Raw genomic sequence first — 24,742 nt, forward strand, 5'->3', positions numbered from 1 at the left:
AGCCGAGTCGACGGCCGAACACTGCCTACGGGGTGTGACCTTCTTCTCCAAGAAAACACCCCGTATCCGGACATCTAACCCTGGAATCGATACTCTTCGAGCAGTCGGCGGCCGATGATCATTTTCTGGATCTCGGCGGTGCCTTCACCGATCAGGAGCATCGGGGCCTCGCGGTAGAGGCGCTCGATCTCGTACTCCTTGGAGAAGCCGTAACCGCCGTGGATCCGGAAGGCGTCTTCCACGACCTCCTTGCAGTACTCGGAGGCGAGGTACTTGGCCATCCCTGCTTCGAGGTCGTTTCGTTCGCCCGAGTCCTTTTTGCGTGCAGCGTTCACCATCATCGCATGCGCCGCCTCCACCTTGGTAGCCATCTCCGCGAGCTTGAACTGAATGGCCTGATGCTGGGCGATCTGCTTACCGAAAGTGTGACGCTGCTGGGCGTACCGGACGCCGAGCTCGAAGGCGCGCTGAGCGACACCGCAGCCACGGGCCGCCACGTTGACGCGGCCGACCTCGACGCCGTCCATCATTTGGTAAAAACCTCGGCCGGTGGTGCCGCCGAGTACCCGATTGGCCGGAATGCGCAGGCCGTCCATGATGAGCTCAGTGGTGTCGACACCCTTGTAGCCCATCTTGTCGATCTTGCCGGGGATGGTGAGCCCGGGCCGGACCTCGCCGAAACCGGGTTCCTTCTCCACCAGGAAGGTCGTCATCGACTTGTGGGGTGCCGTGCCGTCCGGGTGACCCTCGTCACTCTTCACCAGAACGGCCACCAGCGTCGACGTACCGCCGTTCGTCAGCCACATCTTCTGGCCGTTCAGGACGTACTCCTCACCGTCCTTCACCGCCTTGGACGAGATGGCGGAGACGTCGGAGCCCAGCGCCGGCTCCGACATGGAGAAGGCGCCCCGGATGTCACCGGCGGCCATGCGGGGCAGGAAGTGGTCCTTCTGCTCCCGCGTGCCGTGCTGCTTGAGCATGTACGCCACGATGAAGTGCGTGTTGATGATGCCGGACACCGACATCCAGCCGCGCGCGATCTCCTCCACGCACAGGGCGTAGGTCAGGAGCGACTCGCCCAGGCCCCCGTACTCCTCCGGGATCATCAGGCCGAACAGGCCGAGTTCCTTCAGCCCGTCGACGATGTCCTGCGGGTACTCGTCCCGGTGCTCGAGCTCGGTCGCGACCGGGATGATCTCCTTGTCCACGAAGTCCCGGACGGTGGAGAGGATCTCCCGCTGGACGTCCGTGAGGCCGTGGGTCTGGGCGAGGCGGCTCATCTACTTCCCCTGTTCCTTCGGCTCGGGGCGGCCCGGCTGCTCGCCACCGCGCTCCTTGATGTACGTCTCGGTCGGCACCATCACCTTGCGGCGGAACACGCACACGAGCGTGCCGTCCTGCTTGTAGCCCTTGGTCTCGACGTGCACGATGCCCCGGTCGTTCTTCGACTTGGACGGCCACTTGTCGAGCACGGTGGTCTCGCCGTAGACGGTGTCGCCGTGGAAGGTCGGTGCCACGTGCCTCAGCGACTCGATCTCGAGGTTGGCGATCGCCTTGCCGGAGACGTCCGGGACGGACATGCCCAGCAGCAGCGAGTAGACGTAGTTCCCGACCACCACGTTCCTGCCGAAGTCCGTCGTCTTCTCGGCGTAATTGGTGTCCATGTGGAGCGGGTGGTGGTTCATGGTGAGGAGGCAGAACAGGTGGTCGTCGTACTCCGTGACCGTCTTCCCGGGCCAGTGCTTGTACGTCGCCCCGACCTCGAACTCCTCGTAGGTGCGTCCGAACTGCATCGCCCTCAGCCCTCCGGGATCTCGAACTTGCCGGTGCGCGTCATGCCGGCGGCGCGCCCCTTGCCGGAGACGACCAGGGCCATCTTGCGGCTGGCCTCGTCGATCATCTCGTCGCCGAGCATCGCGGAGCCCTTCTTGCCGCCCGCCTCGGACGTGTAGTAGTCGTACGCGTCCAGGATCAGCTCGGCGTGGTCGTAGTCCTCCTGGGACGGCGAGAAGATCTCGTTGGACGCCTCGACCTGGCCCGGGTGCAGCACCCACTTGCCGTCGAAGCCGAGGGCGGCGGCGCGCTGCGCGACCTCGCGGTAGCCCTCCAGGTTGCGGATCTGGAGGTAGGGGCCGTCGATCGCCTGGAGGTCGTTGGCGCGGGCGGCCATCAGGATCTTCATCAGGATGTAGTGGTAGGCGTCCGCCGGGTAGCCGGGCGGCTGCTCGCCCACGACCAGCGACTTCATGTTGATGGACGCCATGAAGTCGGCCGGGCCGAAGATGATGGTCTCGATGCGCGGCGAGGCCTGTGCGATCTCGTTGACGTTGTTCAGGCCCCGCGCGTTCTCGATCTGCGCCTCGATGCCGATCCGGCCGACCTCGAAGCCCATCGTCTTCTCGATCTGGGTGAGGAGGAGGTCGAGCGCGACGACCTGCTGGGCGTCCTGGACCTTCGGCAGCATGATGCAGTCCAGGTTCGGGCCGGCGCCCTCGACCACCGTCACCACGTCCCGGTACGTCCACTCGGTCGTCCAGTCGTTGACGCGCACCACGCGGGTCTTGCCGGTCCAGTCGCCCTCGTTGAGGAACTTGACGATGGTGTGCCGCGCCTCCGGCTTGGCGAGCGGTGCGCAGGCGTCCTCCAGGTCGAGGAAGACCTGGTCGGCCGGGAGGCCCTGGGCCTTCTCCAGGAAGCGCGGGTTGCTTCCCGGGACCGCCAGACAGGAGCGGCGGGGGCGAAGGCGGTTGACGGTCGTCATGCGGGGACCTCCAGGGGGTCGAGCTTGTTCGCTGTGCGGATCTCGTCGACGATGCGGCCGATGATTCCGGTGATGTCGAAGTCCTTCGGGGTGAACACCGCGGCCACTCCGGCCGCTCGCAGTCGGTCGGCGTCTCCGTTCGGGATGATGCCACCGGCGATCACCGGAATATCCGTGGCACCGGCCACATGCAGCCGTTCCAGCACGTCCGGCACCAGCTGGGCGTGTGAGCCGGAGAGGATGGACAGGCCCACCGCGTGCACGTCCTCGGCCAAGGCGGCGTCCACGATCTGCTCCGGGGTGAGCCGGATGCCCTGGTAGACCACCTCGAACCCGGCGTCACGGGCCCGCACGGCGATCTGCTCGGCGCCGTTGGAGTGGCCGTCCAGGCCCGGCTTGCCGACCAGGAAGCGCAGTTTGCCGACGCCCAGGTCCGTGGCCGTCAGGTCCACCTTGCGGCGGACCTCGGACAGTGCCGAGCCCTCCTCGGCGGCGACCGCGACCGGCGCCGAGGACACCCCGGTCGGCGCCCGGAACTCGCCGAACACCTCGCGCAGCGCCCCGGCCCACTCGCCGGTCGTGACGCCGGCGCGGGCGCACTCCAGGGTGGCCTCCATGAGGTTGTCGGTGCCCTTGGCGGCCTCCTTCAGCCTGTCCAGCGCCTTGCAGGGGCGCGGGTGGTTGAAGGGCGGCTGGTAGCGGGTGTCGCGCCAGTGCCGGAGCGCGGCGATGACGCGCGCCTCCACCGCCGGGTCGACCGTCTGGATCGCGGTGTCCAGGTCGGCGGTCAGCGGGTTCGGCTCGGTGCCCTCGAAGGCGTTGACACCGATGATCTTCTCCTCGCCGGACTCGATCCGGGCCCGGCGCTCGGCGTGCGAGGCGACCAGCTGGGACTTGAGGTAGCCGGACTCGACGGCGGCCATCGCGCCGCCCATCTCCTGGATGCGCTCGATCTCGGCGAGCGACTCGGCGACCAGCTCGTCCACCTTCGCCTCGACCACCTTCGAGCCCTCGAAGAGGTCGCCGTACTCCAGCAGGTCGCTCTCGTAGGCCAGCACCTGCTGGATGCGCAGCGACCACTGCTGGTCCCAGGGCCGCGGCAGGCCCAGCGCCTCGTTCCAGGCGGGCAGCTGCACGGCACGCGCGCGTGCGTCCTTGGAGAGGGTGACCGCGAGCATCTCCAGCACGATCCGCTGGACGTTGTTCTCGGGCTGGGCCTCCGTCAGCCCCAGGGAGTTGACCTGGACGCCGTAGCGGAAGCGGCGGTGCTTGGGGTCCTCGATGCCGTACCGCTCGCGGGTGACGCGGTCCCAGATACGGCCGAAGGCGCGCATCTTGCACATCTCCTCGACGAAGCGGACGCCCGCGTTCACGAAGAAGGAGATGCGGCCGACCACGTCGCCCATGCGTTCCTGCGGCACCTGGCCGCCGTCGCGCACGGCGTCCAGCACGGCGATCGCGGTGGACATCGCGTAGGCGATCTCCTGCACCGGAGTGGCGCCCGCCTCCTGCAGGTGGTAGCTGCAGATGTTGATCGGGTTCCACTTCGGGAGGTGGGAGACCGTGTAGGCGATCATGTCCGTGGTCAGCCGGAGCGACGGCCCCGGCGGGAAGACGTGCGTCCCCCGGGACAGGTACTCCTTGACGATGTCGTTCTGGGTCGTGCCCTGGAGCTTGGTGATGTCCGCACCCTGCTCCTCGGCGACGACCTGGTAGAGCGCCAGCAGCCACATGGCCGTGGCGTTGATGGTCATCGAGGTGTTCATCTGCTCCAGGGGGATGTCCTGGAACAGCCGGCGCATGTCACCGAGGTGCGCGACCGGCACCCCGACCCGGCCGACCTCGCCGCGGGCGAGGACGTGGTCGGAGTCGTAGCCGGTCTGCGTCGGCAGGTCGAACGCGACCGACAGGCCCGTCTGCCCCTTGGCGAGGTTGCGCCGGTACAGCTCGTTGGACGCCTCGGCCGTGGAGTGACCGGCGTAGGTCCGCATCAACCACGGCCGGTCCTTCTGACGCTCACTCATGCGGCGCTCCTCAGATGTTCCGGAAGCGGTTGATGGCGTCGACGTGCTTGGCGCGCATCTCCTCGTCGCGCACGCCCAGGCCCTCCTCGGGGGCCAGGCACAGCACGCCGACCTTGCCCTGGTGGGCGTTGCGGTGGACGTCGTGGGCGGCTTGGCCGGTGTCCTGAAGGGAGTACACCTTGGAGAGCGTCGGGTGGATCTTGCCCTTGGCGATGAGGCGGTTGGCCTCCCAGGCCTCGCGGTAGTTGGCGAAGTGGGAGCCGATGATCCGCTTCAGGGACATCCACAGGTAGCGGTTGTCGTACTGGTGGTCGTACCCGGAGGTGGACGCGCAGGTGACGATCGTGCCGCCCTTGCGGGTGACGTAGACGGAGGCGCCGAACGTCTCGCGGCCCGGGTGCTCGAAGACGATGTCCACGTCCTCGCCGCCGGTGAGTTCGCGGATGCGCTTGCCGAAGCGCTTCCACTCCTTGGGGTCCTGGGTGTGCTCGTCCTTCCAGAACCGGTAGTCCTCGGCGTTGCGGTCGATGATGTGCTCGGCGCCCATCTTCCGGCAGATCTCCGCCTTCTGTTCGCTGGAGACGACGCAGATCGGGGTGGCGCCGCCGGCCAGCGCGAACTGGGTGGCGTAGGAGCCGAGCCCGCCGCTCGCGCCCCAGACCAGGACGTTGTCACCCTGCTTCATCTGGGCGCCGTTGCGGGAGACCAGCTGGCGGTACGCGGTGGAGTTGACCAGGCCCGGGGCGGCGGCCTCCTCCCAGCTGAGGTGGTCCGGCTTGGGCATCAGCTGGTTGGACTTGACGAGGGCGACCTCCGCCAGACCGCCGAAGTTGGTCTCGAAGCCCCAGATGCGCTGCTCGGGGTCGAGCATCGTGTCGTTGTGGCCGTCCGAGGACTCCAGCTCGACGGAGAGGCAGTGCGCGACGACCTCGTCGCCGGGCTGCCAGGCGTTGACGCCCGGGCCGGTGCGCAGGACGACGCCGGCCAGGTCGGAGCCGATGATGTGGTACGGCAGGTCGTGTCGCTTGGTGAGCTCGCTGACCCTGCCGTAGCGCTCCAGGAAGCCGAACGTCGACAGGGGCTCGAAGATCGAGGTCCACACCGAGTTGTAGTTGACCGAGGAGGCCATCACGGCCACCAGGGCCTCGCCGGGGCCCAGCTCGGGCAGCGGCACCTCGTCCAGGTGGATCGACTTGCGGGGGTCCTTGTCGCGGGTCTCGAGGCCCGCGAACATCTCCGTCTCGTCCTTGTGCACGGTGATCGCGCGGTACGACTCGGGGAGCGCGAGAGCGGCGAAGTCGGCCGAGGTGGACTCGGGCGACTGGATCGCGGCCAGGATGTCCTTCATGGTCACGGTGTTGCCTCCGGCGTCGAGCGCCCTGAGGGAGGGGCGCTGAGGGTTACGTCGGTGCTGCTGAGGGGTTGGCTGGGGGGTGCCGTCGGTTCGGCGGTGGTGCTGTTCGGCAGCGCTTTGTGGCGCGGAGGGTGCCTGTGACGCAGGCGCCGGGCACGCAGGCGATCGCTTGCGGGGACAGCCCGGACACCTTCAACGTATGACACCGCGTGTCACCCCGCAAGGCACTGAGTGCCAGAACCTGCTCTCAGATGAAATCTTTACCTGACAGATGAGCGATGATCGATCGAACGAGGGCCGAGAGTGCCGAGAAAAGGGGCATTGACATGCGACAACGGCCACCCGGAGGGTGGCCGTTGTCACAGACGTGCAGAGCGGGTCAGCGCTCCTTGAGGGCCTGCTCGATGGTGCGCATGACCTCGTGCAGCGGTGCGTCGGTGCGCGCGACCGTCACCAGCACCTCGCCCTGCACCGAGGCCGAGGAGGCGGCCGTCCGCGCTGAGGACGCCGTGTCGCGTCCGGCCCCTATGCCCGTGCCGAACGTTCTGCGCACGATCGCGAAGGCGTGGTCGAGCTGAGCCTCCACGTCACCCTGTCCGCCCGCCCGCAGCCAGCGCCGCAGCACGTGGTTGTGGGCGGTGACCACGGCGGACGCGGCGACCTCGGCCAGCAGCGGGTCGTCGTTGGCGTCGTCGTCGTGCGCGTGCTCGTCGAAGTGGCCGAGCAGATAGCGGGTGAAGAGGCGCTCGTAGCGGGCCACCGACGCGATCTCCGCCTCGCGCAGGGTCGGGACCTCACGGGTCAGCTTGTAGCGGGCGACCGAGATCTCCGGCCGGGCCGCGTACATCTTCATGACTTCCTTGATGCCCCGGCACACGGTGTCGAGCGGGTGCTCGTGCGCGGGTGCCGCGTTGAGCACGGCCTCGGCGCGGACCAGGGTGTCGTCGTGGTCCGGGAAGATCGCCTCTTCCTTGGAGCGGAAGTGACGGAAGAAGGTGCGGCGGGCGACCCCTGCCTGGGCCGCGATCTCGTCGACGGTGGTCGCCTCGTACCCCTTGGTCGCGAACAGCTCCATCGCGGCTGCCGCCAGCTCCCGGCGCATTTTGAGCCGCTGGGCGGCGGCTCGGCCGCCGGCCGCGCTCTCCGGCGCGTCGGGCGTAGCTGGTGTACGTGAGGACTTGGCGGGCTGGGACATGACCCGAACGTACTGCATGTGCGCGCAATCATGCGCGTGACCGGGGATCCCCCCGCCCGGGGAGGACGGGGGAGACCCCGCCGGGCAGGGCGGGGGAGAGCCGGCCGGATCGAGCAGTCCGCCCCAGTCCTCCTCGGACCGGAACCAGTCGCCGGGACGCTCAGCGGCGGGCATATTCGCGGAAGCCGCGTCCCGTCTTGCGGCCGAGGCAGCCCGCGGCCACCAAGTGCTCCAGGAGCGGCGCCGGGGCCAGACCCGGGTCGCGGAACTCGCGGTGCAGGACCTTCTCGATGGCGAGCGAGACGTCCAGCCCGACCACGTCCAGCAGCTCGAAGGGGCCCATCGGGTAGCCGCCGCCCAGCTTCATCGCGGCGTCGATGTCGTCGAGCGTCGCGTAGTGCTCCTGCACCATCTTGACCGCGTTGTTGAGGTACGGGAACAGCAGCGCGTTCACGATGAACCCGGCCCGGTCGCCGCAGTCCACGGCGTGCTTGCGGACCTTGGCGCAGACCTCGCGGACGGTGGCGTGCACGTCGTCGGCGGTCAGCACCGTACGCACCACCTCGACCAGCTTCATGGCCGGCGCCGGGTTGAAGAAGTGCATGCCGATCACGTCCTGCGGGCGCGAGGTGGCGCGGGCGCAGGCGACGACGGGCAGCGAGGAGGTGGTGGTGGCCAGCACCGCACCGGGCTTGCAGACCTTGTCCAGCGTGGCGAACAGCTGCCGCTTGACCTCCAGATCCTCGGCGACCGCCTCCACCGCCAGGTCCACGTCGGCGAAGTCGTCGTACGACCCCGTCGGCGTGACCCGCTCCAGCGTCAGCGCGGCGGCCTCCGCGGTCAGCCTGCCCTTGTCGACGCCACGCGCCAGGGACTTGCCGATCCGGGCCTTGGCCGTCTGCGCCTTCTCCACGCTGCGGGCGGCGAGGACGACCTCGTACCCGGCCTTGGCGAACACCTCCGCGATGCCGGACGCCATGGTGCCCGAACCGGCGACGCCCACCGCGCGCACGGGACGGCCGGGGACCGGGGTGTCGCCCGCCCGCGGGGTCAGGGAGTCCGGCACCACGACCGCGCTGCCCGGCGCCTCGTAGGTGTAGAAGCCGCGCCCGGCCTTGCGGCCGGTCAGGCCCGCCTCGCTGAGCTGCCTCAGGATCGGCGCCGGGGCGTGCAGACGGTCGTGGGAGGCGGCGTACATGGCCTCCAGGACCGTGCGCGCGGTGTCCACGCCGATCAGGTCCAGCAGGGTCAGCGGGCCCATCGGCAGGCCGCAGCCGAGGCGCATCGCGGCGTCGATGTCCTCGCGGGAGGCGTAGTTCGCCTCGTACATCGCCGCGGCCTGGTTGAGGTAGCCGAACAGCAGGCCGTCGGCGACGAACCCGGGCCGGTCGCCGACCGCGACGGGCTCCTTGCCGAGGTCCAGGGCGAGGTCGGTGACCGCCGTGACGGCGCCCGGCGCGGTCAGCACGGAGGAGACGACCTCCACCAGCTTCATCGCCGGAGCCGGGTTGAAGAAGTGCAGGCCCAGCACCCGCTCCGGGCGGGCCGAGTCGGCGGCGAGCCGCGTCACGGACAGGGCGTTGGTGCCGGTCGCCAGGATGGTCTCGGGTCGCACGATCCCGTCCAGGTCCCGGAAGACCTGGTGCTTGATCTCGTACGACTCCGGGACCACCTCGATCACCAGGTCGGCGTCGGCCGCCGCCCGCAGATCGGTGGAGGTGCGGATGCGGGCGAGGGCGTCGGTGCGCTCCTGCCCGGTGAGGCGCCCGCGCTCGACGGCGCGGGCGGTGGAGGCCTCCAGGGCGGCGACCGCGGTCGCGGCCTGCGCCTCACTGATGTCGATGCCGACGACGTCGCGGCCGGCCCGGGCCAGGACCTCGGCGATGCCGGTGCCCATCGTGCCGAGACCGACGACGGCGATGGTCTGGAGCGGGGACAGGGGGGTGTCGGACAGGGGAGTGGCCATCGCGGGACTCCAGGAATGAGGGTGACGACGGGAACACGCCCGGACGCGCCGAGGGGCGTACCGGGTGCGTACGGAAGGGAGTGGAGTGCGGGTGTTGCCGGGCTGACTGGCGCACACGCCCGGGGTGCCGTCGCTCAGGGCGTGCACACGCCCGCACGGCGGCGTTCTCCGACCGGCCCTGTCCCGAGGCCGAGTCGCACTGCGGTACCTGAATGCCGGGACACCTCGGTGCCCGGGTACCGAACCGACTGCTCTCTGCTTTCACGGTGGCCGCGTCACCAGACCGCCGTGAGGAGTGCCGCGAGTGGGTAACTCGCTCGTCTGAGATTAACTCGCGGGTAACGAGCGCGCCAGCCCCCGGTGTTCGTGATGTACGTCCCACACGGCCTGTGACGCCCCTAACCTCGGTGTCATGGACGAAGAGTTGCGAACGCTCACGGAGCGCTTACGGGCCGAGGTGGCGGCGTCGGGCGCGACGGATGCCTGCGCGGTGTACGACCGTCTCGTGACGACCGGGGACGGGGACGAGCTGGCAGCGGTGCTCACCGAGCCCGGGCATCCGCTCTGGGCCCGCGAACTGGCCGCCTTCCGGCTGGGCGTGGCGGGGGACCGGCGGGCCTTCGAGTCCCTCGTGCTGCTGCTGAACCACCGCGACCCGCCGCGCTGCGCATCCGCCGCCCACGCTCTCGCCCGCCTCGGTGACCCCCGCACCGCCCGCGCCGCCGCCGCGCTCGCCACCAACGAGCTGCGGGTCGCCTATGCCCTGCACCCGGTGCGGCTGCTGGTCGAGCTGAGGGCGCCCGAGGCCGTGCCCGCCCTGATCACCACGCTGCGGCGGCGGCTGCGCCCGCACGACCCGTACCGGCGCGTCGCACTCGCCTGCGTGGACGGGCTCGGCACGCTGGGCGACGACCGCGCCACTTCCGTCCTGAACGACGCCCTGGCCCACCCGGCGCTGGCCGAGGCGGCGGTGCGGGCACTGGCGCGGATCCCGGGCCGGCGGTGAGCCGTCAGCCGGTCAGGTGCCTGGCGTACCGCACCTCGGGCACCTCGACACCGTCCACCTCGAACGGCTCCTCGGCGCCGTCGGCGCGAAATCCGGCCTGTTCGTAGAAGCGCCGGGCGCGGGCGTTGCCCTCCACCACCCACAGGAGCATCCGCGCGTGCCCGGCGGCCGTGCACCGGCGCACCGACTCCCGGAGCAGGGCCCTCCCGACACCGGTGCCGAAACGCCCCGGGTCGACGTAGAGGGCGTACAACTCGGCGTCGGCGGTGTGCGCTTCGCCGTCGCGGTAGGGGCCGTGGCAGGCCCAGCCGACCACCTCGCCGGCTTCGTCCTCGGCGACCAGGTTCACCATGTCGTCCGGGGCACGGGTGAACAAGTCGCGGCGTCGCGCGGCGTCCTCGCTCGGGTCGAGCTTGTCCAGGTACGCCTGCGGCATGAGGCCCCGGTACGCCGTCCGCCAGCCCCGGACGCGGATCGCGCAGACGCGGTCGCAGTCGGCGAGCGTCATCTCCCGCACCCGCGGCCCGCTCACGGAGCCACCACCGCGAACGCCTCGATCTCCATCAGGAACTCCGGCCGGACCAGTGAGGAGACCTGTACCGCCGACGCGGCGGGCAGCCGGTCGTCGGGTATGTGCTCGGCGCGGGCCGCGCGGATCGCGGACATGTGCGCCATGTCCGTGACGAAGAAGGTCAGTTTCACCACGTCGTCGAAGGTCGCGCCGGCCGCTGCCAGGCACCGGCGCAGGTTCTCGAAGACCTGGCGGGCCTGGGCCGCCGGATCGCCCTCGCCGACCAGCCCGCCGACCTCGTCCAGGGCGAGCTGGCCCGAGACGGCCACGAACCGTCCGGTGCCGAGCACGACATGGGTGTACTGCGCGGCGGGCGCGACGCCGTCGGGGGCGGAAATCCTGGTCAGCTGACTCATGCGTCCATCGTGGACCATGGGTCCGACAACGCCCCCGACGGGCCGTCGAGCCTGCGGCTAACCCCGGAAGCCGAGCAGCCCGTGCAGCGTCGAGCCGCGTGAGGACGTCGACGCCGCCTTCGACTCCAGCGGCTTCGGCGCGGGCAGCGCCGGGCACACCGCGTCCGCCTCGCCGTCGCCGCGCGGCACGGTGCCGTCGGCCAGGTAGGCGGCCAGGTGCTCGTCCAGGCAGGTGTTCCCGCTCAGCGTGATGCCGTGGTTCCCGCCGCCCTCCTCGACCACCATGCTGGAGCCGCGCAGCAGCCGGTGCACGGTGACGCCGCCCTCGTACGGGGTGGCCGCGTCGTCGGTCGCCTGGAACAGCAGCGCCGGCGGCAGTTCGCGGTTCGTGACGTCAAGCGGTTGCCGCGAGCCCGTGGGCCAGAACGCGCACGGCGCGTTGTACCAGGCGTTGTTCCATGCCATGAAGGGCGCCTTCTCGTACACGTCCCAGTTGTCGTCGCGCCAGTCGTCCCAGTCGCGCGGCCAGCCGGCGTCACGGCACTCCACGGCGGTGTAGACGCTGTAGCCGTTGTCCCCGGAGGCGTCGACGGCCCCGAAGTTCTCGTACGCCTCGACCAGCGGGGCGGTGTTCCGGTCGTTCGCGTACGCGGCGAACGCCTCCGCCAGGTAGGGCCAGTAGCCGTTGTAGTAACCGCCGGGGATGAAGGTGTCCTCCAGTTCCGAGGCCCCGACCTTGCCGTCCGCGGGCTTCCTCGCCAGCGCCGTCCGCATGGCGTACCACGCGGCCTCGATCCGCTCCGGGTCGGTGCCCAGCCCGTACGTCGCGTCGTGCTCGGCGATCCAGGCGAGGAAGGCCCGGTGACGGTCGTTGAAGGCGAGGTCCTGACGGAGGTTGACGTCGTGCCAGACGGCGGTCGGGTCCACGACGGAGTCCAGGACCAGGCGCCGCACCCGGTCCGGGTGGAGTCTGGCGTAGACCGCGCCGAGGTAGGTGCCGTACGAGTAGCCGAAGTAGTTGATCCGCTCCGCGCCGAGCGCCCTGCGGATCGCCTCGATGTCCCGAGCGGTGCTGACCGTGTCGACGTACGGCAGCACGTCCGGGTACTTCTCGCCGCATGCCTCGGCGAACGACTCGGCGCGGGCGAGGTTGGCCTTCTCGACGGCAGGGGTGGCGGGCAGGGAGTCCGGGCGTACCGGACCGAAGTGACCCGGCCGGCAGTTCAGGGCGGGTTCGCTCTTCCCCACGCCGCGCGGGTCGAAGCCGACGACGTCGTACTGGGCGGCCACCTCCGCGGGCAGCGAGGACGCCACGAACCCGGCGAGCGTCAGTCCGCTGCCGCCCGGGCCGCCCGGGTTGACCAGCAACGGGCCCTGGTACTCCGCGGCGGTGTGCGGGATGCGGGACAGCGCCAGCGTGATCTGCTCGCCGTCCGGACGCGCGTGGTCGAGCGGCACCGAGAGCGACGCGCACTGGAGGGTCGGGTAGTCGGCCGTGCCGCACTTCTTCCAGTTGGGCTGCGCGGCCCGCGGGGTGCCGACGAGGTGCGGCGCGCTCGCGGAGTGCGGTGCGCTCGCCTCGGCGGGGACGGCCGTGACGGTCCCGGCGGCGATGACGGCGGCGCCGCACAGTACGGCTGCGCGTTGTCTCATGGCGTCCTCCCAGGACGGAGAGGCTGCGGTCCGCGCGGGTCGCGGTCCTCGCCGCATCGTCCCGGGGAGCGCCCCCGGAGGAACGCGATCTGCTCACACTTGACCCAATTGCGTCGAGAGATGCCCTCGACTGGATGGCCCGATGGATGGCCGGATCCGTGCGATGGCCCACATCGTCCCGGCCGTCGGCGCGGACCTGGTGCTCACACCGGGTATCTACCCGACACGTGCCCTCGTGCGGACCGCGCACGTGGGCACGCGGCCCGGCGAAACCCCACCGCAAGGCCGACGCGATCACCGCGCTCCGACGAGGCCCCGCACCCCACGACCGGAGGCTGACATGGCCCAACCACCCATCCCGAGCGGCATCGTCATGCCGGCGACCACCTGGTCGTGTCCGGAGCGTGTGTGATGGCCGCGCCGATGGGAGCGCGGAGCTTCCTGCGGGCCCTGCGGGAAGAGGGCCTGGTGGTCGTCGAGGTCGGCGATTGGGAGGGACACAACCGCAACCACGTGGGCCCCTGGGGGCCCGTCCACGGGGTGATGATCCACCACACCGTGACCCGGGGCAGCGCCCGCACGGTGGAGATCTGCCGCAAGGGCTACGCGGGACTGCCCGGACCGCTGTGCCACGGCGTCATCACCAAGGACGGCCGGGTCCACCTGGTCGGCTACGGGCGTGCCAACCACGCGGGCCTGGGAGACGACGACGTCCTGCGCGCCGTCATCGACGAAGCGCGACCACCGGCGGACAACGAGGCGAACACCGACGGAAACCGGCACTTCTACGGCTTCGAGTGCGAGAACCTCGGTGACGGTGCCGACCCCTGGCCCGCCGTGCAACTGAACGCCATCGAACGCGCCGCCGCCGCCGTATGCCGCCACCACGGCTGGAACGAGCGCTCCGTGATCGGCCACCTCGAATGGCAGCCCGGAAAGGTCGACCCGCGCGGCTTCACCATGGCGTCGATGCGCGCCCGGATCGAAGAACGCCTCACCCACCCCGCCGGCTGGACCCCCGGCGATCCCGAGGAGGACGACATGCCGCGAGCGATCGGCCGCTACGACAGCGACGACCAGCGGATCACGCCCCGCAAGTGGACCACGCTCAACGTCGACGGGGTGGACCTGCTCACCCGGGCGTCCCACTACCAGGCCATGGCCCAGATCCAGGCGGAAGTCCCGCCGGGCTCCACCCTCCAGGGCCGCTTCTACCACCTGCGTCCAGGCGGCTCCCGCTGGAGCGGCCCGATCACCGAACGGACGGGCACCGACGGCGCCAGCTTCGCCGACTTCCACAACAGCGGGTCCATCGTCGCCAACGAGCGGCTGCGGTTCGAGTTCATGTACTACCCGGCCGACAGCGGCGACCAGCAGCCGATCACGATCACGGCGGCGTACGTGCGCGGCCTCTACTGGGAGGCATCCTGATGAAAGGTCTCGCGCTACTGGAAGGCAGTGGTAGCCGGCACCGCGGCGCGGTACCCCAGAGCCGCGGCCGGCACCGCGGCTCTGGGTACCGCGGTTCAGTGAGCTGCACGACCGGGACGTCCCGGTCGTGCGGCTTGACTCGGGGGACTTCCCCACGCCCTGTCGGTCGCGGCCACGGTCACGTCGAACGGTTTCCTGCGCGGCGGGGGATCAGGGTCGGGCGGCCCGGCGTCGCGTACTGTCGCGCAGCAAGAGCCACGGTGTGGCGTCGGCTGCCTGCGTTCGAGGGGTGGCCTCCGGCTGCATGAGGGTGGCGTAGGCCGCCCGCCCCGCCTGGTTGGCGTCTCGCGTCCTGTTCTGCTGGTCCGGCAGTGGAGGCTGTGCCATGTCCTTCCAGGCCCTGCCTGCCTGCGATGCGCTGAGCAAGGAACCTCCCCGGCTCAATAGGGTCATTGGGTGAAGTACACGCACGCGTGCGTGCAGCCCCGGTGCGGATCGACCGTCCATCCGAACGACAGGCGCGAGGCGCCCGGCCCCCGGTCCAGGATCGAGTGGGCCCGCACCTCGTGGAAGGTGATGCCCCGGAACTCGGGCGTGGTCGGAGTCCGTGAGGTCCTCCCAGCGCATGGCGCCTCCTCGGTAGTGCCGCGCCCCACACAATAGAACACTTGTTCCCTTGATCGTGCGGATGAGTCGCGCGGGGCCGCTTCACGCCCCCCGATTTGGTGGCCGGGCGGCGGGGTGGTTGGCTTGCCCGGACCCCGAGAACCAGGCCCTGGAGGAACCCGATGGCGCAGGTCGAGGCGACTACGGAGCGGATCGTCGCAGCGGACGCGGAGACGGTGTTCGACACCCTCGCCGACTACAGCGGCAGCCGCGAGAAGCTGCTGCCCGAGCACTTCAGTGAGTACGAGGTCCGCGAGGGCGGCGACGGTGAGGGCACCCTCGTGCACTGGAAGCTCCAGGCCACCAGCAAGCGCGTGCGTGACTGCCTGCTGGAGGTCACCGAGCCGACCGACGGCGAGCTCGTCGAGAAGGACCGCAACTCCTCCATGGTCACCACCTGGCGGGTCACCCCGGCCGGCGAGGGCAAGTCCCGCGTGGTCGTCGTGAGCGTCTGGCAGGGTGCCGGCGGTGTCGGCGGATTCTTCGAGAAGACCTTCGCGCCCAAGGGCCTCGCCCGGATCTACGACGCGATGCTCGCCAAGCTCGCCACCGAGGTCGAGAAGTAGTCAAAGGGCAAGTACGGAGCGGCCGTTGGCCGCCTCACCGGTTCGAGTGATCTGCTCGAGTTACCGCCATATGCCGTAACTCTTCGCACTTGTTCGCAGTTGTCGCCCCAGGCGGCAATTGTGAGCAGGTGTGACGAGGGGAGCGGTACGTGGGCGGGATCACTCTGGTGCAAGGAGAACCGGCCACCGCACCCCCGACGCCTCCCGAGCCCCCCGCACCGGAGCCGGCGGCGGGGGCCGGACTGAGCCCGCGCCGGGTGCGGCTGGTCTTCGTCGGGCTGATGCTGGCGCTGCTGCTCGCCGCGCTGGAGCAGATGATCGTGGCCACGGCGCTGCCGAAGATCGTCGGCGAGCTGCACGGCCTGGAGAAGATGTCCTGGGCGATCACCGCCTACCTGCTCACCTCCACCGTCGGTCTGCCGATCTACGGCAAGCTCGGTGACCTCTTCGGGCGCAAGGGCGTCTTCCAGTTCGCCATCCTGGTGTTCATCGTCGGCTCGGCACTCGCAGGCCGGGCGCAGACCATGGATCAGCTGATCGCCTTCCGGGCTGTGCAGGGCGTCGGCGCGGGCGGCCTGATGATCGGCGTGCAGGCGATCATCGCGGACATCGTGCCGCCCCGCGAGCGCGGCCGGTTCATGGGCCTGATCGGTGCCGCCTTCGGACTCGCCTCGGTCGCCGGTCCACTGCTGGGCGGTTACTTCACCGACCACCTCTCCTGGCGCTGGTGCTTCTACATCAACGTGCCGTTCGGACTGGTCACCATGGCCGTCGTGGCCGTGGTACTGAAGCTGCCCAAGCCGACGGCCAAGCCCCGCCTCGACATCCTCGGCGCGCTGCTGCTCGCCACCGCTTCCACCTGCCTGGTACTGCTGACCAGTTGGGGCGGCACCGAGTACGAGTGGGGCTCGGAGGTCATCCTCGGGCTCGCCGCCGGAGCGGTCGCGGCCACCGTCCTCTTCCTGGTCGCCGAGCACTTCGCGTCCGAACCGCTGATCCCGCTGCGGCTGTTCCGGGACTCCGTCTTCAACGTCACCGGCCTGGTCGGACTCGTCGTCGGCGTCGCCCTGTTCGGTGCCGCCAGCTACCTGCCGACCTTCCTGCAGATGGTCGACGGAGCCACCGCCACCGAGTCCGGCCTGCTGATGCTGCCGATGATGGGCGGCATCGTCGGTGCCTCGATCATCTCCGGACAGATGATCAGCCGCACCGGGCACTACCGGTCCCACCCGATCCTCGGCAGCGCCCTGTCCGTCGTCGGCATGTGGCTGCTGTCCGGTCTCGACGCGGACACCCCCCGGCTGCACTACAGCGTCTGGATGGCGGTCCTCGGCGCCGGCATCGGCATGGTGATGCCCGTCCTGATCCTCGCCGTGCAGAACTCCGTGCGCCCCGCCGACCTCGGCACCGCCACCAGCGCCAACAACTACTTCCGGCAGATCGGCGGCAGCGTCGGCGCGGCCGTCTTCGGCACGCTCTTCGCCGACCGGCTCACCGACGCCCTGGCCGACCGGATCCCCGCCGAAGCGGGCGCCGGACTGCCCGACGCCGAGGCCATCACCCCACAGCTCGTCCACTCCCTGCCCCCGGCGCTGCGCGACGCCTACATCGGGGCGTACGCCGACGCCATGCCGCGGATCTTCCTCTACCTGGTGCCGGTGCTCGTCCTCGGGCTGCTCATCGCCTTCTTCCTCAAGGAGAAACCACTGGTGTCCCACAACGCCTCCGTCACCGAACAGGAAACCGCCCCCGCCGCGCAGCCCGTCGCCCCCGTCCCGCAGGCCCGTTCGCCGTACGCCGCCGGCATCGCGGTGTGCGGCACGGTGCAGCACCACGACGGCACCGTCGTGCCCCGCGCGGCGCTCACCCTGATCGACGTCGGCGGCCGGCAGATCGGCCGGGGCGCCAGCGGCGACGACGGACGGTACGCGCTGGCCACGCCCGGCCCGGGGGCGTACGTCCTGATCGCCGCGGCCGGCGGCCACCAGCCGCAGGCGGTCTCCGTGACCGTCGGCGAACGCCCGGTGGAACTGGACGTGGTCCTCGGCGGCGCCGGCCGCCTCGCCGGCAGTGTGCTCACCGCGGACGGCAGCCCCGTACGCGACGCCACCGTCACGCTCACCAACGTCCACGGCGAGGTCGTCGCCACCACGCGCAGCGGTCGTGAGGGCGGCTACGTCATCACCGAGCTGGTGGCCGGCGAGTACACCCTCGCCGGCAGCGCCCCCGCCTTCCGCCCGGCCGCGCTGCCCGTCAGCGTCCAGGCCGCCCGGGAGACCCGCCAGGACATCGAGCTGGCCGGTGGCGCCGTGCTGCGCGGCACCGTGCGCGCCAGTGCCGGACGGGCCGTGGAGGACGCGCGCGTGACGCTGCTCGACGCGGCGGGCAACGTGGTGGACACGCTGACCACGGGGCCGGACGGCACCTTCCGGTTCGTCGACCTCTCCTCCGGCGAGTACACGGTCATCGCGGCCGGTTACCCGCCGGTCGCCACCGTGCTCCAGGTGGCCGGCGGCGGCCGCACGGAACGCGACCTCCAGCTCGGACACGAGGACTGAGACCGGACACCGGCGCGCGGGCGTGCGCCGGTGTGTTCGCGCCCCACCAATTCCCCCGTTGCCGCACACGGTCACCTGCCACCGCCGTACCGTGGTGACGGCGACACGGATCTTGCGGAGCTGTGGGGAGAGAGGGTCTGACGCCATGGACCATGGCACCCAGCGGGACGCACCTCCAGGCCGCCGGGCCGGACCCGGCGCCGTGCCGCCGGACCCCGTTTCGGGCCGGGTCCCGCTCGCCGTGGTCGTGGTGGACCGCGACGGTCTGGTCTCCCACTGGAGCCGGGGCGCACGGCGGCTGTTCGCCCTGCCCAAGGAGGAGGCGATCGGCCGGCCCGCCCCCGACCTGCTGCCCGTCTCCGGCGTGCTCCCCGAGGACGAGGACCACACCGGGTACGGCTCGTACGCCGCCTACGACGGCCTCGGACCCGGACTGGAGTCCTCCCTCGACGGGCGGTTGTCCTACCCGGCGGCGGGCCGCGCCCGCCTGACCGTGCCGGGCAACGACCGCGTCGACGTGCTGTGGTGGGCCTACCCGCTGGTCGGCCCCGGCACGGAACGGCTGCTGGTGCTGGCCGCCGACGCGGACGGCCTGCGGCGGGACTGCGCCGAGGGCCGCGCCGAGGAGACGACCGTCGAGCGGATCGCCCCCGGCTTCGCGCTGCACACCGACTTCCCCGGCGCGGACGAACTCGCCCGCCGGCTGCCCGAGATCCTGCCCAGCATGAGCGTCGGCGAGAGCGCCCGCATCGTCGCGCAGGTCCTCGAACTGGGCTACCCCATCCTGGAGTTCAGCCAGAACGACCGGGTGCCCGTCACCCCCGACTGGGGCGTGCCCCGGCGCGCCGAGCGCAGGGCGCGCCGCGAGCGGGCGGCCCGGGCACTGGCGGCCGGCGAGCCGCTGCCGGGCGACCTGCGCGACGAGGCCGAGGACCTGGAGTACGCCGCCGTCCGCGAACGCCTGGAGTTCCTCAACGAGGTCAGCGGACGCATCGGCACCTCGCTCGACCTCTCCCGGACCATCGTCGAGGTCAGCAAGGCGGTCGTCCCGCGCTTCACCGACGTCGCCGGCACCTACCTGCGCGAACAGGTCGTCGCCGGCGAGGGCTTCCCCGACGGCGTGCCGGACACGACGACGATGTGGCACCGGGTCGCCCTGGAGCACACCGACGAACCCGGCCGCTGGGACGACGTCGTACCGGTCGGCGAGGCCATGCCGTTCCCGGCGCACACCCCCTTCTTCCAGTGCATGACCAGCGGCGAGCCGGTCCTGGTGCCCCGCATCACCGAGGAGATGGGCCACGCCATCGCCTCCCAGTTCGAAAAGCGCGACATCCGGCCGCTCATCACCGGCCGCTCGATGCTGCTGGTGCCGCTGAAGGCACGCCACGTGGTCCTGGGGTTCATGATCCTGCTCCGGCACCCGGAGCGGCCCGTCTTCAACGACATGGACCGGGTCACCGGCGCCGAACTCGCCGCCCGCGCGGGCCTCGTCCTCGACAACGCACGCATGTACACGTACCAGGAGAACGTCGCCGAGACGCTCCAGGACAGCATGCTGCCGCACATCCCCGCGCGCATGGCCGGCTGCGACATCGCCACCCGCTACCTGCCCGGCACCCTCCTGGGCCGCGTCGGCGGCGACTGGTTCGACGCGGTCAAGCTGCCCGGCGCCCGCACCGCCCTCGTCGTCGGGGACGTGATGGGCCACGGCCTGGGCTCCGCCGCCATGATGGGCCAGCTGCGCACCGCCGTGCAGACCATGGCCGGTCTCGACCTGCCGCCCGCCCAACTGCTGCGCAACCTCGACGACCTCGCCCAGCGGCTCGGCGACACCCACCTCGCGACCTGCCTGTACGCCGTCTACGACCCCATCGCCGGTGAACTGCGCCTCGCCAACGCCGGTCACATCCCGCCCGTCCTGGTCCGCGCCGAAGACGGCGCCAGCGAACTGATCGACCTGCCCACGGGAGCGCCGATCGGCGTCGGCGGGGTGCCCTTCGAGACGGTACGCGTGCCGGTGGCGCCCGGCGACCGGCTGGTGATGTGCACCGACGGCCTGGTGGAGATGCGCGGCGAGGACATCGGCGTCGGCCTCGCCACCCTCTGCGAGTCCGCCGCCCACCCGGCCGCCTCCATGGACGACGCCTGCGACACCATCATCCGTGCCCTGGGCACCCGCGGCGGACGCAAGGACGACGTGGCCCTGCTGATGGCAAGACTCACCGGCATCGAGTCCGACGCCGTCGCGGAATGGCGCCTCGCCCGCGACCCGGCCGAGGTCGGCCGCGCCCGCGCGGCGGTCCGTGAGCAGCTTCACGACTGGGCCCTGCCGAAACTGGCCGGCCCGGCCGAGCTGATGGTCAGCGAACTCGTCACCAACGCCGTACGGCACGCCCACGCCCGTCCCGTCGAACTGCGCCTGGTCCGCGCCGACACGCTGCTGTGCGAGGTGGACGACGACGACCACGAACTGCCGGTGCTGCGCAGCGCCGGCCCCGACGACGAGAACGGGCGCGGACTGCGCGTCGTCAGCACCCTCGCCCGCGAGTGGGGCGCGAGCCGTACGACGGCGGGCAAGACCGTCTGGTTCGAACTGGCCCTGCCCCGCCGCTGAGCCGGCCCGCGTCACCGGGGGCGCGCGCCGTTCGCACGTCCGGTGAAGGAATGCGCCGGGCGCTTGTGGCCGTGCGCCGGGCGCGGTAGACCGTACGGGCCCGTCACCTCCGGCGGGCCGTACGTCGTCGCACCTGGGGAGACGGGCATGAGCGTGACGAGTCGGTACCGGGAAGCCTGGGAGAGCTTCTGGAGCGAGGCCCCCGAGGGGCAGGGGGCGGTGTTCTGGGACGCGGAGCCGATGCTGACCGCCGGACGCCACCTGGCACACTTCGAGCCGCACCTGACCGACCCCGGCCTGCCGATGATCGACCTCGGCTGCGGCAACGGCACTCAGACCCGCTACTTCGCCGACCGCTTCCCGCACGTCGTCGGCGCCGACCTCTCCGCCGCCGCCCTCGACCACGCCCGCCAGGCAGACCCCGCCGGACAGGCGGTCTACCGGCAGCTGGACGCCGCCGACAAGGCCGCGGCCGAGACCCTGCACGCGGAGCTGGGCGACGCCAACGTCTATGTGCGGGGCGTCCTGCACCAGTGCGAGCCCGACGACCGCCAGCCGCTGGCCGACGCCCTCGCCGCACTCGTCGGCGAACGCGGCCGTGCCTTCCTGGTGGAGCCCTCCCAGGCCGCCAAGACCGTGCTGATGGGCCTGGCCCAGGTGCCCGGAGGACCGCCGGCCAAGCTGGCGCCCGTCCTCCGGCACGGCCTGACCCCCGGCGCGGTCCCCGACGAGGCGGTGCCCGAGTACCTTCGCGCGGCCGGCCTCACCGTCCTGGCGAGCGGCGAACTCCCGCTGATCACCACGGAGTACACCCCGGACGGCACGCGCATCGAACTGCCTTCGGCGTGGGTGGTGGCGGCGCGGCGCCGGTGACGGCGGGGCCCGGCCCCGACCACCGGCCCGGTCCCGGCCGGACGAGGCCGGCCGATGTCAGTGCCGCGAGACATACTCGTGCCGCGGCGCCGCCCGGGCACCGCGGTACGAGGAGGGCAACATGGCCGAGGTGCTGGTCTTCCACCATGGACACGGGCTGACCGCCGGCGTGCGGGAGTTCGCCGGGCGGCTTCGACGGGCCGGACACACCGTCCACGCCCCGGACCTCTACGAGGGGCGGACGTTCGACACCCTCGAGGAAGGCATCGGATACGCCGAGAAAGCCGGGTTCGGCACGATCACCGCTCGCGGCACCGCTGCCGCCGGGGAACTGCCCGCGGAACTCGTGTATATCGGATTCTCGCTCGGTGTCCTCCCGGCGCAGAAACTGGCCCAGACCCGGCCCGGCGCGAAGGGCGCAGTGCTGCTCGAGGCATGCCTTCCGGTCTCGGAGTCCGGTGACGTCTGGCCCCGGGAGGTCCCGGTCCAGATCCACGGCATGGACGCGGATCCGTACTTCGTCGGAGAGGGCGATGTGGAGGCCGCCCGGGCGATCGTCGGGACGGCCGCGGATGCCGAGCTGCACCTCTACCCCGGCGACAGGCACCTGTTCACCGACAGCAGCCTCCGGACCTACGACGAGCAGTGCGCGACGCGGGTCGACCGACGGGTGCTCGACCTCCTCGACCGCATCGAGTGACACGCGTCCGGCACAAGCGGTACGCAGCAGGCCGGCTGCCGGGAGAAGCGCCGGCCACCGGGCGGGTTTCCCGAGCAGTCCCGGCGTCAGCCCCGGCAGGGTCGCCGGACGTGCCGTCCCTGCCCGCCGGGAGGGTGACCGTCCGCGAGCGGCGGCAGGTCCCGCCACGCGTGCGGTTCGTCCCGCCGGACGCGACGCGGGAGCCCGCCGACCGATTCCGGCGGTATGGACCTGTGGCTGCCGGGTGGTCCCTGGCAGGCGTATTCGGCGGCATGTAGCGTCATCCGCATGAAGATCCTCATCAGCGCCGACATGGAGGGCGCCACCGGTGTCACCTGGCCGGCCGACGTGCTGCCGGGGACGCCGCAGTGGGAGCGGTGCCGGTCGATGTTCACCTCGGACGTGAACGCGGCCGTGCTGGGCTTCCTCGACGGCGGCGCCGACGAGGTACTCGTCAACGAGGCCCACTGGACCATGCGCAACCTGCTCCTGGAGCGGCTCGACGAGCGTACGCAGATGCTCACCGGCCGGCACAAGGCGCTGTCCATGGTGGAGGGCGTCCAGCACGGGGACGTGGACGGCATCGCGTTCATCGGGTACCACGCGGGCGCCGGCATGGAGGGCGTCCTCGCGCACACCTACCTCGCCAACCAGATCACCGGCGTGTGGCTGAACGACGTACGGGCCAGCGAGGGCCTGCTCAACGCGCACGTCGTCGCCGAGTACGGGGTGCCGGTGGTGCTGGTCACCGGGGACGACGTGGCCTGCGAGGACGCGCTCGGGTACGCGCCCGAGGCGCCGAAGGTCGCGGTCAAGGACCACGTGTCGCGGTACGCGGCCGTGTGCCGGACGCCGGCCAGGACCGCCGCCGACATCCGGGCGGCGGCCAAGGAGGCGGCGGCGCTCGCGGTGCGGTACGAGCCGGTGGACGGCGGGCCGTTCACCGTAGCCGTGGAGTTCGACGCCGAGCACCTGGCGGCGGCCTCGACGGTCGTGCCGGGGGTGGCGCGCGTCGGGGAGCGGAAGGTGGCGTACACCCACGACACCATGTTCGAGGCGATCCGTACGTTCAAGGCGGTCACCACGATCGCCTCGGCCGCGGTGGAGGAGCAGTATGGCTGAGCAGCACCGGCACACCGGCGCGCAGGCACTGGACGAGGTCGTCCGGTTCACCTCCGAGCTGATCCGGATCGACACGACGAACCGGGGCGGCGGCGACTGCCGCGAGCGTCCGGCCGCCGAGTACGCCGCCGCGCGGCTCGCCGAGGCCGGGATCGAGCCCACCCTGCTGGAGCGGACCGAGGGCCGGACCAACGTCGTGGCCCGGATCGAGGGCACCGACCCGTCGGCCGGTGCGCTGCTCGTGCACGGTCATCTGGACGTCGTGCCCGCCGAGGCCGCCGACTGGAGCGTGCACCCGTTCTCCGGCGAGATCCGCGACGGTGTCGTCTGGGGGCGCGGCGCCGTCGACATGAAGAACATGGACGCGATGATCCTGGCCGTCGTGCGCGACTGGGCCCGGCAGGGAGTGCGGCCCCGGCGGGACATCGTGATCGCGTTCACGGCGGACGAGGAGGCCAGCGCCGAGGACGGTTCCGGATTCCTCGCCGACCGGCACGCCGCGCTGTTCGAGGGCTGCACGGAGGGCGTCAGCGAGTCGGGGGCGTTCACCTTCCACGACGGTGCCGGCCGGCAGTTCTATCCGATCGCCGCCGGTGAGCGCGGCACGGGCTGGCTCAGGCTCACCGCGCGGGGGCGGGCCGGCCACGGTTCCAAGGTGAACGGCGAGAACGCGGTCACCCGGCTCGCGTCGGCGATCACCCGCATCGGCCAACACGAGTGGCCACTGCGCCTGACCCCGACCGTGCGCGCCGCCCTGACCGAACTCGCCGCCGTCTACGGCATCGAGACCGACCTGCGGGACGTCGACGCGCTCCTGGACAAGCTCGGGCCCGCCGCGGGGCTGGTCGAGTCCACCGTCCGCAACAGCAGCAACCCGACCATGCTGGACGCCGGCTACAAGGTCAACGTCATCCCCGGGGAGGCCGTCGCCCACGTCGACGGGCGGTTCCTGCACGGCTGCGAGGACGAGTTCCGCAGCACCCTCGACCGGCTCACCGGGCCCGACGTGGACTGGGAGTTCGCCCACCGCGAGGTCGCCCTCCAGGCGCCCGTGGACTCGCCGACGTACGCCCGGATGCGCGCCGCCGTCGAGGAGTTCGCCCCGGAGGGGCACGTGGTGCCGTACTGCATGTCCGGTGGCACGGACGCCAAGCAGTTCTCGCGGCTCGGCATCACCGGATACGGATTCGCGCCGCTGAAGCTGCCCGAGGGCTTCGACTACCAGGCCCTCTTCCACGGCGTCGACGAGCGCGTCCCCGTCGAGGCGCTGCACTTCGGCGTCCGCGTCCTGGACCGTTTTCTGCGCACGGCCTGACGGACACC

Annotated in this window: 18 protein-coding genes and 2 pseudogenes; 9 read left to right on the forward strand and 11 right to left on the reverse strand. The window is 71.2% G+C overall.

Going from position 1 to position 24,742, the window contains the following annotated elements; translation table 11 throughout:
- Nucleotides 1-74: 74 nt before the first annotated feature.
- From ACZ4V1_RS25885 to ACZ4V1_RS25915, 7 genes are all read right to left on the reverse strand, one after another.
- Complete coding sequence (locus ACZ4V1_RS25885; RefSeq protein ID WP_468340099.1) at nt 75-1,280, reverse strand: acyl-CoA dehydrogenase family protein; 1,206 nt, start codon at nt 1,278-1,280, stop codon at nt 75-77.
- The gene (locus ACZ4V1_RS25890) at nt 1,281-1,793 is read right to left on the reverse strand and encodes a MaoC family dehydratase (protein WP_468340101.1); all 513 of its coding nucleotides are present in this window, start codon (nt 1,791-1,793) and stop codon (nt 1,281-1,283) included.
- A gap of 5 nt (nt 1,794-1,798) precedes the next feature.
- Entirely contained in the window at nt 1,799-2,761 is a 963-nt protein-coding gene (locus ACZ4V1_RS25895) for an HpcH/HpaI aldolase/citrate lyase family protein (RefSeq protein WP_468340103.1), read from the reverse strand.
- Nucleotides 2,758-4,785 (reverse strand): protein meaA, encoded by a 2,028-nt coding sequence (locus ACZ4V1_RS25900; RefSeq protein WP_468340105.1) that lies wholly within the window; start codon nt 4,783-4,785, stop codon nt 2,758-2,760. Before ACZ4V1_RS25900 ends, ACZ4V1_RS25895 begins: the two co-directional genes overlap by 4 nt.
- 10 nt (nt 4,786-4,795) lie before the next feature.
- Nucleotides 4,796-6,133, reverse strand: a complete 1,338-nt coding sequence (ccrA, locus tag ACZ4V1_RS25905; RefSeq protein WP_468340362.1) for a crotonyl-CoA carboxylase/reductase — start codon at nt 6,131-6,133, stop codon at nt 4,796-4,798.
- A 385-nt stretch (nt 6,134-6,518) separates the two neighbouring features.
- Nucleotides 6,519-7,334 (reverse strand): TetR family transcriptional regulator, encoded by an 816-nt coding sequence (locus ACZ4V1_RS25910; protein ID WP_468340107.1) that lies wholly within the window; start codon nt 7,332-7,334, stop codon nt 6,519-6,521.
- 160 nt (nt 7,335-7,494) lie between these two features.
- The gene (locus ACZ4V1_RS25915) at nt 7,495-9,300 is read right to left on the reverse strand and encodes a 3-hydroxyacyl-CoA dehydrogenase family protein (RefSeq protein ID WP_468340109.1); all 1,806 of its coding nucleotides are present in this window, start codon (nt 9,298-9,300) and stop codon (nt 7,495-7,497) included.
- 412 nt (nt 9,301-9,712) lie between these two features.
- Here ACZ4V1_RS25915 and ACZ4V1_RS25920 point away from each other — a divergent pair, with 412 nt between their 5' ends.
- Nucleotides 9,713-10,306, forward strand: coding sequence for an adenylosuccinate lyase (locus ACZ4V1_RS25920; RefSeq protein WP_468340111.1), 594 nt, complete (start codon nt 9,713-9,715; stop codon nt 10,304-10,306).
- A gap of 4 nt (nt 10,307-10,310) precedes the next feature.
- Here ACZ4V1_RS25920 and ACZ4V1_RS25925 read toward each other — a convergent pair whose 3' ends face one another.
- From ACZ4V1_RS25925 to ACZ4V1_RS25935, 3 genes are read right to left on the reverse strand one after another with little or no spacing between them, the layout of a single operon-like run.
- On the reverse strand, nt 10,311-10,838 hold the full coding sequence (locus ACZ4V1_RS25925) for a GNAT family N-acetyltransferase (protein WP_468340113.1): 528 nt from the start codon (nt 10,836-10,838) through the stop codon (nt 10,311-10,313).
- Nucleotides 10,835-11,233, reverse strand: a complete 399-nt coding sequence (locus tag ACZ4V1_RS25930; RefSeq protein WP_468340115.1) for a RidA family protein — start codon at nt 11,231-11,233, stop codon at nt 10,835-10,837. The genes ACZ4V1_RS25925 and ACZ4V1_RS25930 overlap by 4 nt, the downstream gene beginning before the upstream one ends.
- Before the next feature lie 57 nt (nt 11,234-11,290).
- Nucleotides 11,291-12,886, reverse strand: a complete 1,596-nt coding sequence (locus tag ACZ4V1_RS25935; protein ID WP_468340117.1) for an alpha/beta hydrolase — start codon at nt 12,884-12,886, stop codon at nt 11,291-11,293.
- A gap of 423 nt (nt 12,887-13,309) precedes the next feature.
- Between ACZ4V1_RS25935 and ACZ4V1_RS25940 the strand changes: the two are divergent.
- A pseudogene (locus tag ACZ4V1_RS25940) lies at nt 13,310-13,882 on the forward strand (N-acetylmuramoyl-L-alanine amidase); the annotation flags it as partial.
- An 896-nt stretch (nt 13,883-14,778) separates the two neighbouring features.
- On the opposite strand, the pseudogene ACZ4V1_RS25945 reads toward ACZ4V1_RS25940, so the two are convergent.
- Nucleotides 14,779-14,931 (reverse strand): annotated as a pseudogene (locus ACZ4V1_RS25945) (Rv2578c family radical SAM protein); the annotation flags it as partial.
- Between the two features lie 174 nt (nt 14,932-15,105).
- Between ACZ4V1_RS25945 and ACZ4V1_RS25950 the strand changes: the two are divergent.
- From ACZ4V1_RS25950 to ACZ4V1_RS25980, 7 genes are all read left to right on the forward strand, one after another.
- Nucleotides 15,106-15,549, forward strand: coding sequence for an SRPBCC family protein (locus tag ACZ4V1_RS25950; protein WP_468340119.1), 444 nt, complete (start codon nt 15,106-15,108; stop codon nt 15,547-15,549).
- Nucleotides 15,550-15,698: 149 nt separating this feature from the next.
- Complete coding sequence (locus tag ACZ4V1_RS25955; protein WP_468340121.1) at nt 15,699-18,107, forward strand: MFS transporter; 2,409 nt, start codon at nt 15,699-15,701, stop codon at nt 18,105-18,107.
- Between the two features lie 145 nt (nt 18,108-18,252).
- Nucleotides 18,253-20,724, forward strand: a complete 2,472-nt coding sequence (locus ACZ4V1_RS25960) for an ATP-binding SpoIIE family protein phosphatase (RefSeq protein WP_468340123.1) — start codon at nt 18,253-18,255, stop codon at nt 20,722-20,724.
- Nucleotides 20,725-20,871: 147 nt separating this feature from the next.
- Nucleotides 20,872-21,597, forward strand: a complete 726-nt coding sequence (locus tag ACZ4V1_RS25965; RefSeq protein WP_468340125.1) for a class I SAM-dependent methyltransferase — start codon at nt 20,872-20,874, stop codon at nt 21,595-21,597.
- A gap of 121 nt (nt 21,598-21,718) precedes the next feature.
- Nucleotides 21,719-22,297, forward strand: coding sequence for a dienelactone hydrolase family protein (locus ACZ4V1_RS25970; RefSeq protein WP_468340127.1), 579 nt, complete (start codon nt 21,719-21,721; stop codon nt 22,295-22,297).
- Nucleotides 22,298-22,585: 288 nt separating this feature from the next.
- Nucleotides 22,586-23,419, forward strand: coding sequence for a M55 family metallopeptidase (locus ACZ4V1_RS25975; protein WP_468340129.1), 834 nt, complete (start codon nt 22,586-22,588; stop codon nt 23,417-23,419).
- Nucleotides 23,412-24,734, forward strand: a complete 1,323-nt coding sequence (locus tag ACZ4V1_RS25980) for a M20/M25/M40 family metallo-hydrolase (RefSeq protein WP_468340131.1) — start codon at nt 23,412-23,414, stop codon at nt 24,732-24,734. The genes ACZ4V1_RS25975 and ACZ4V1_RS25980 overlap by 8 nt, the downstream gene beginning before the upstream one ends.
- Nucleotides 24,735-24,742: the final 8 nt, after the last annotated feature.

It is taken from the genome of Streptomyces sp. NPDC028991 (assembly GCF_055564775.1).

Bases quoted from the DNA above. Each gene is read 5' to 3' on its own strand.
- ACZ4V1_RS25920 (WP_468340111.1), top strand. From the start codon at position 9,713: ATGGACGAAGAGTTGCGAACGCTCACGGAGCGCTTACGGGCCGAGGTG.
- ACZ4V1_RS25965 (WP_468340125.1), top strand. From the start codon at position 20,872: ATGAGCGTGACGAGTCGGTACCGGGAAGCCTGGGAGAGCTTCTGGAGC.
- ACZ4V1_RS25910 (WP_468340107.1), bottom strand. From the start codon at position 7,334: ATGTCCCAGCCCGCCAAGTCCTCACGTACACCAGCTACGCCCGACGCG.
- ACZ4V1_RS25975 (WP_468340129.1), top strand. From the start codon at position 22,586: ATGAAGATCCTCATCAGCGCCGACATGGAGGGCGCCACCGGTGTCACC.
- ccrA (WP_468340362.1), bottom strand. From the start codon at position 6,133: ATGAAGGACATCCTGGCCGCGATCCAGTCGCCCGAGTCCACCTCGGCC.
- ACZ4V1_RS25885 (WP_468340099.1), bottom strand. From the start codon at position 1,280: ATGAGCCGCCTCGCCCAGACCCACGGCCTCACGGACGTCCAGCGGGAG.
- ACZ4V1_RS25895 (WP_468340103.1), bottom strand. From the start codon at position 2,761: ATGACGACCGTCAACCGCCTTCGCCCCCGCCGCTCCTGTCTGGCGGTC.
- ACZ4V1_RS25935 (WP_468340117.1), bottom strand. From the start codon at position 12,886: ATGAGACAACGCGCAGCCGTACTGTGCGGCGCCGCCGTCATCGCCGCC.
- ACZ4V1_RS25970 (WP_468340127.1), top strand. From the start codon at position 21,719: ATGGCCGAGGTGCTGGTCTTCCACCATGGACACGGGCTGACCGCCGGC.
- ACZ4V1_RS25890 (WP_468340101.1), bottom strand. From the start codon at position 1,793: ATGCAGTTCGGACGCACCTACGAGGAGTTCGAGGTCGGGGCGACGTAC.
- ACZ4V1_RS25950 (WP_468340119.1), top strand. From the start codon at position 15,106: ATGGCGCAGGTCGAGGCGACTACGGAGCGGATCGTCGCAGCGGACGCG.
- ACZ4V1_RS25915 (WP_468340109.1), bottom strand. From the start codon at position 9,300: ATGGCCACTCCCCTGTCCGACACCCCCCTGTCCCCGCTCCAGACCATC.
- ACZ4V1_RS25980 (WP_468340131.1), top strand. From the start codon at position 23,412: ATGGCTGAGCAGCACCGGCACACCGGCGCGCAGGCACTGGACGAGGTC.
- ACZ4V1_RS25960 (WP_468340123.1), top strand. From the start codon at position 18,253: ATGGACCATGGCACCCAGCGGGACGCACCTCCAGGCCGCCGGGCCGGA.
- ACZ4V1_RS25900 (WP_468340105.1), bottom strand. From the start codon at position 4,785: ATGAGTGAGCGTCAGAAGGACCGGCCGTGGTTGATGCGGACCTACGCC.
- ACZ4V1_RS25930 (WP_468340115.1), bottom strand. From the start codon at position 11,233: ATGAGTCAGCTGACCAGGATTTCCGCCCCCGACGGCGTCGCGCCCGCC.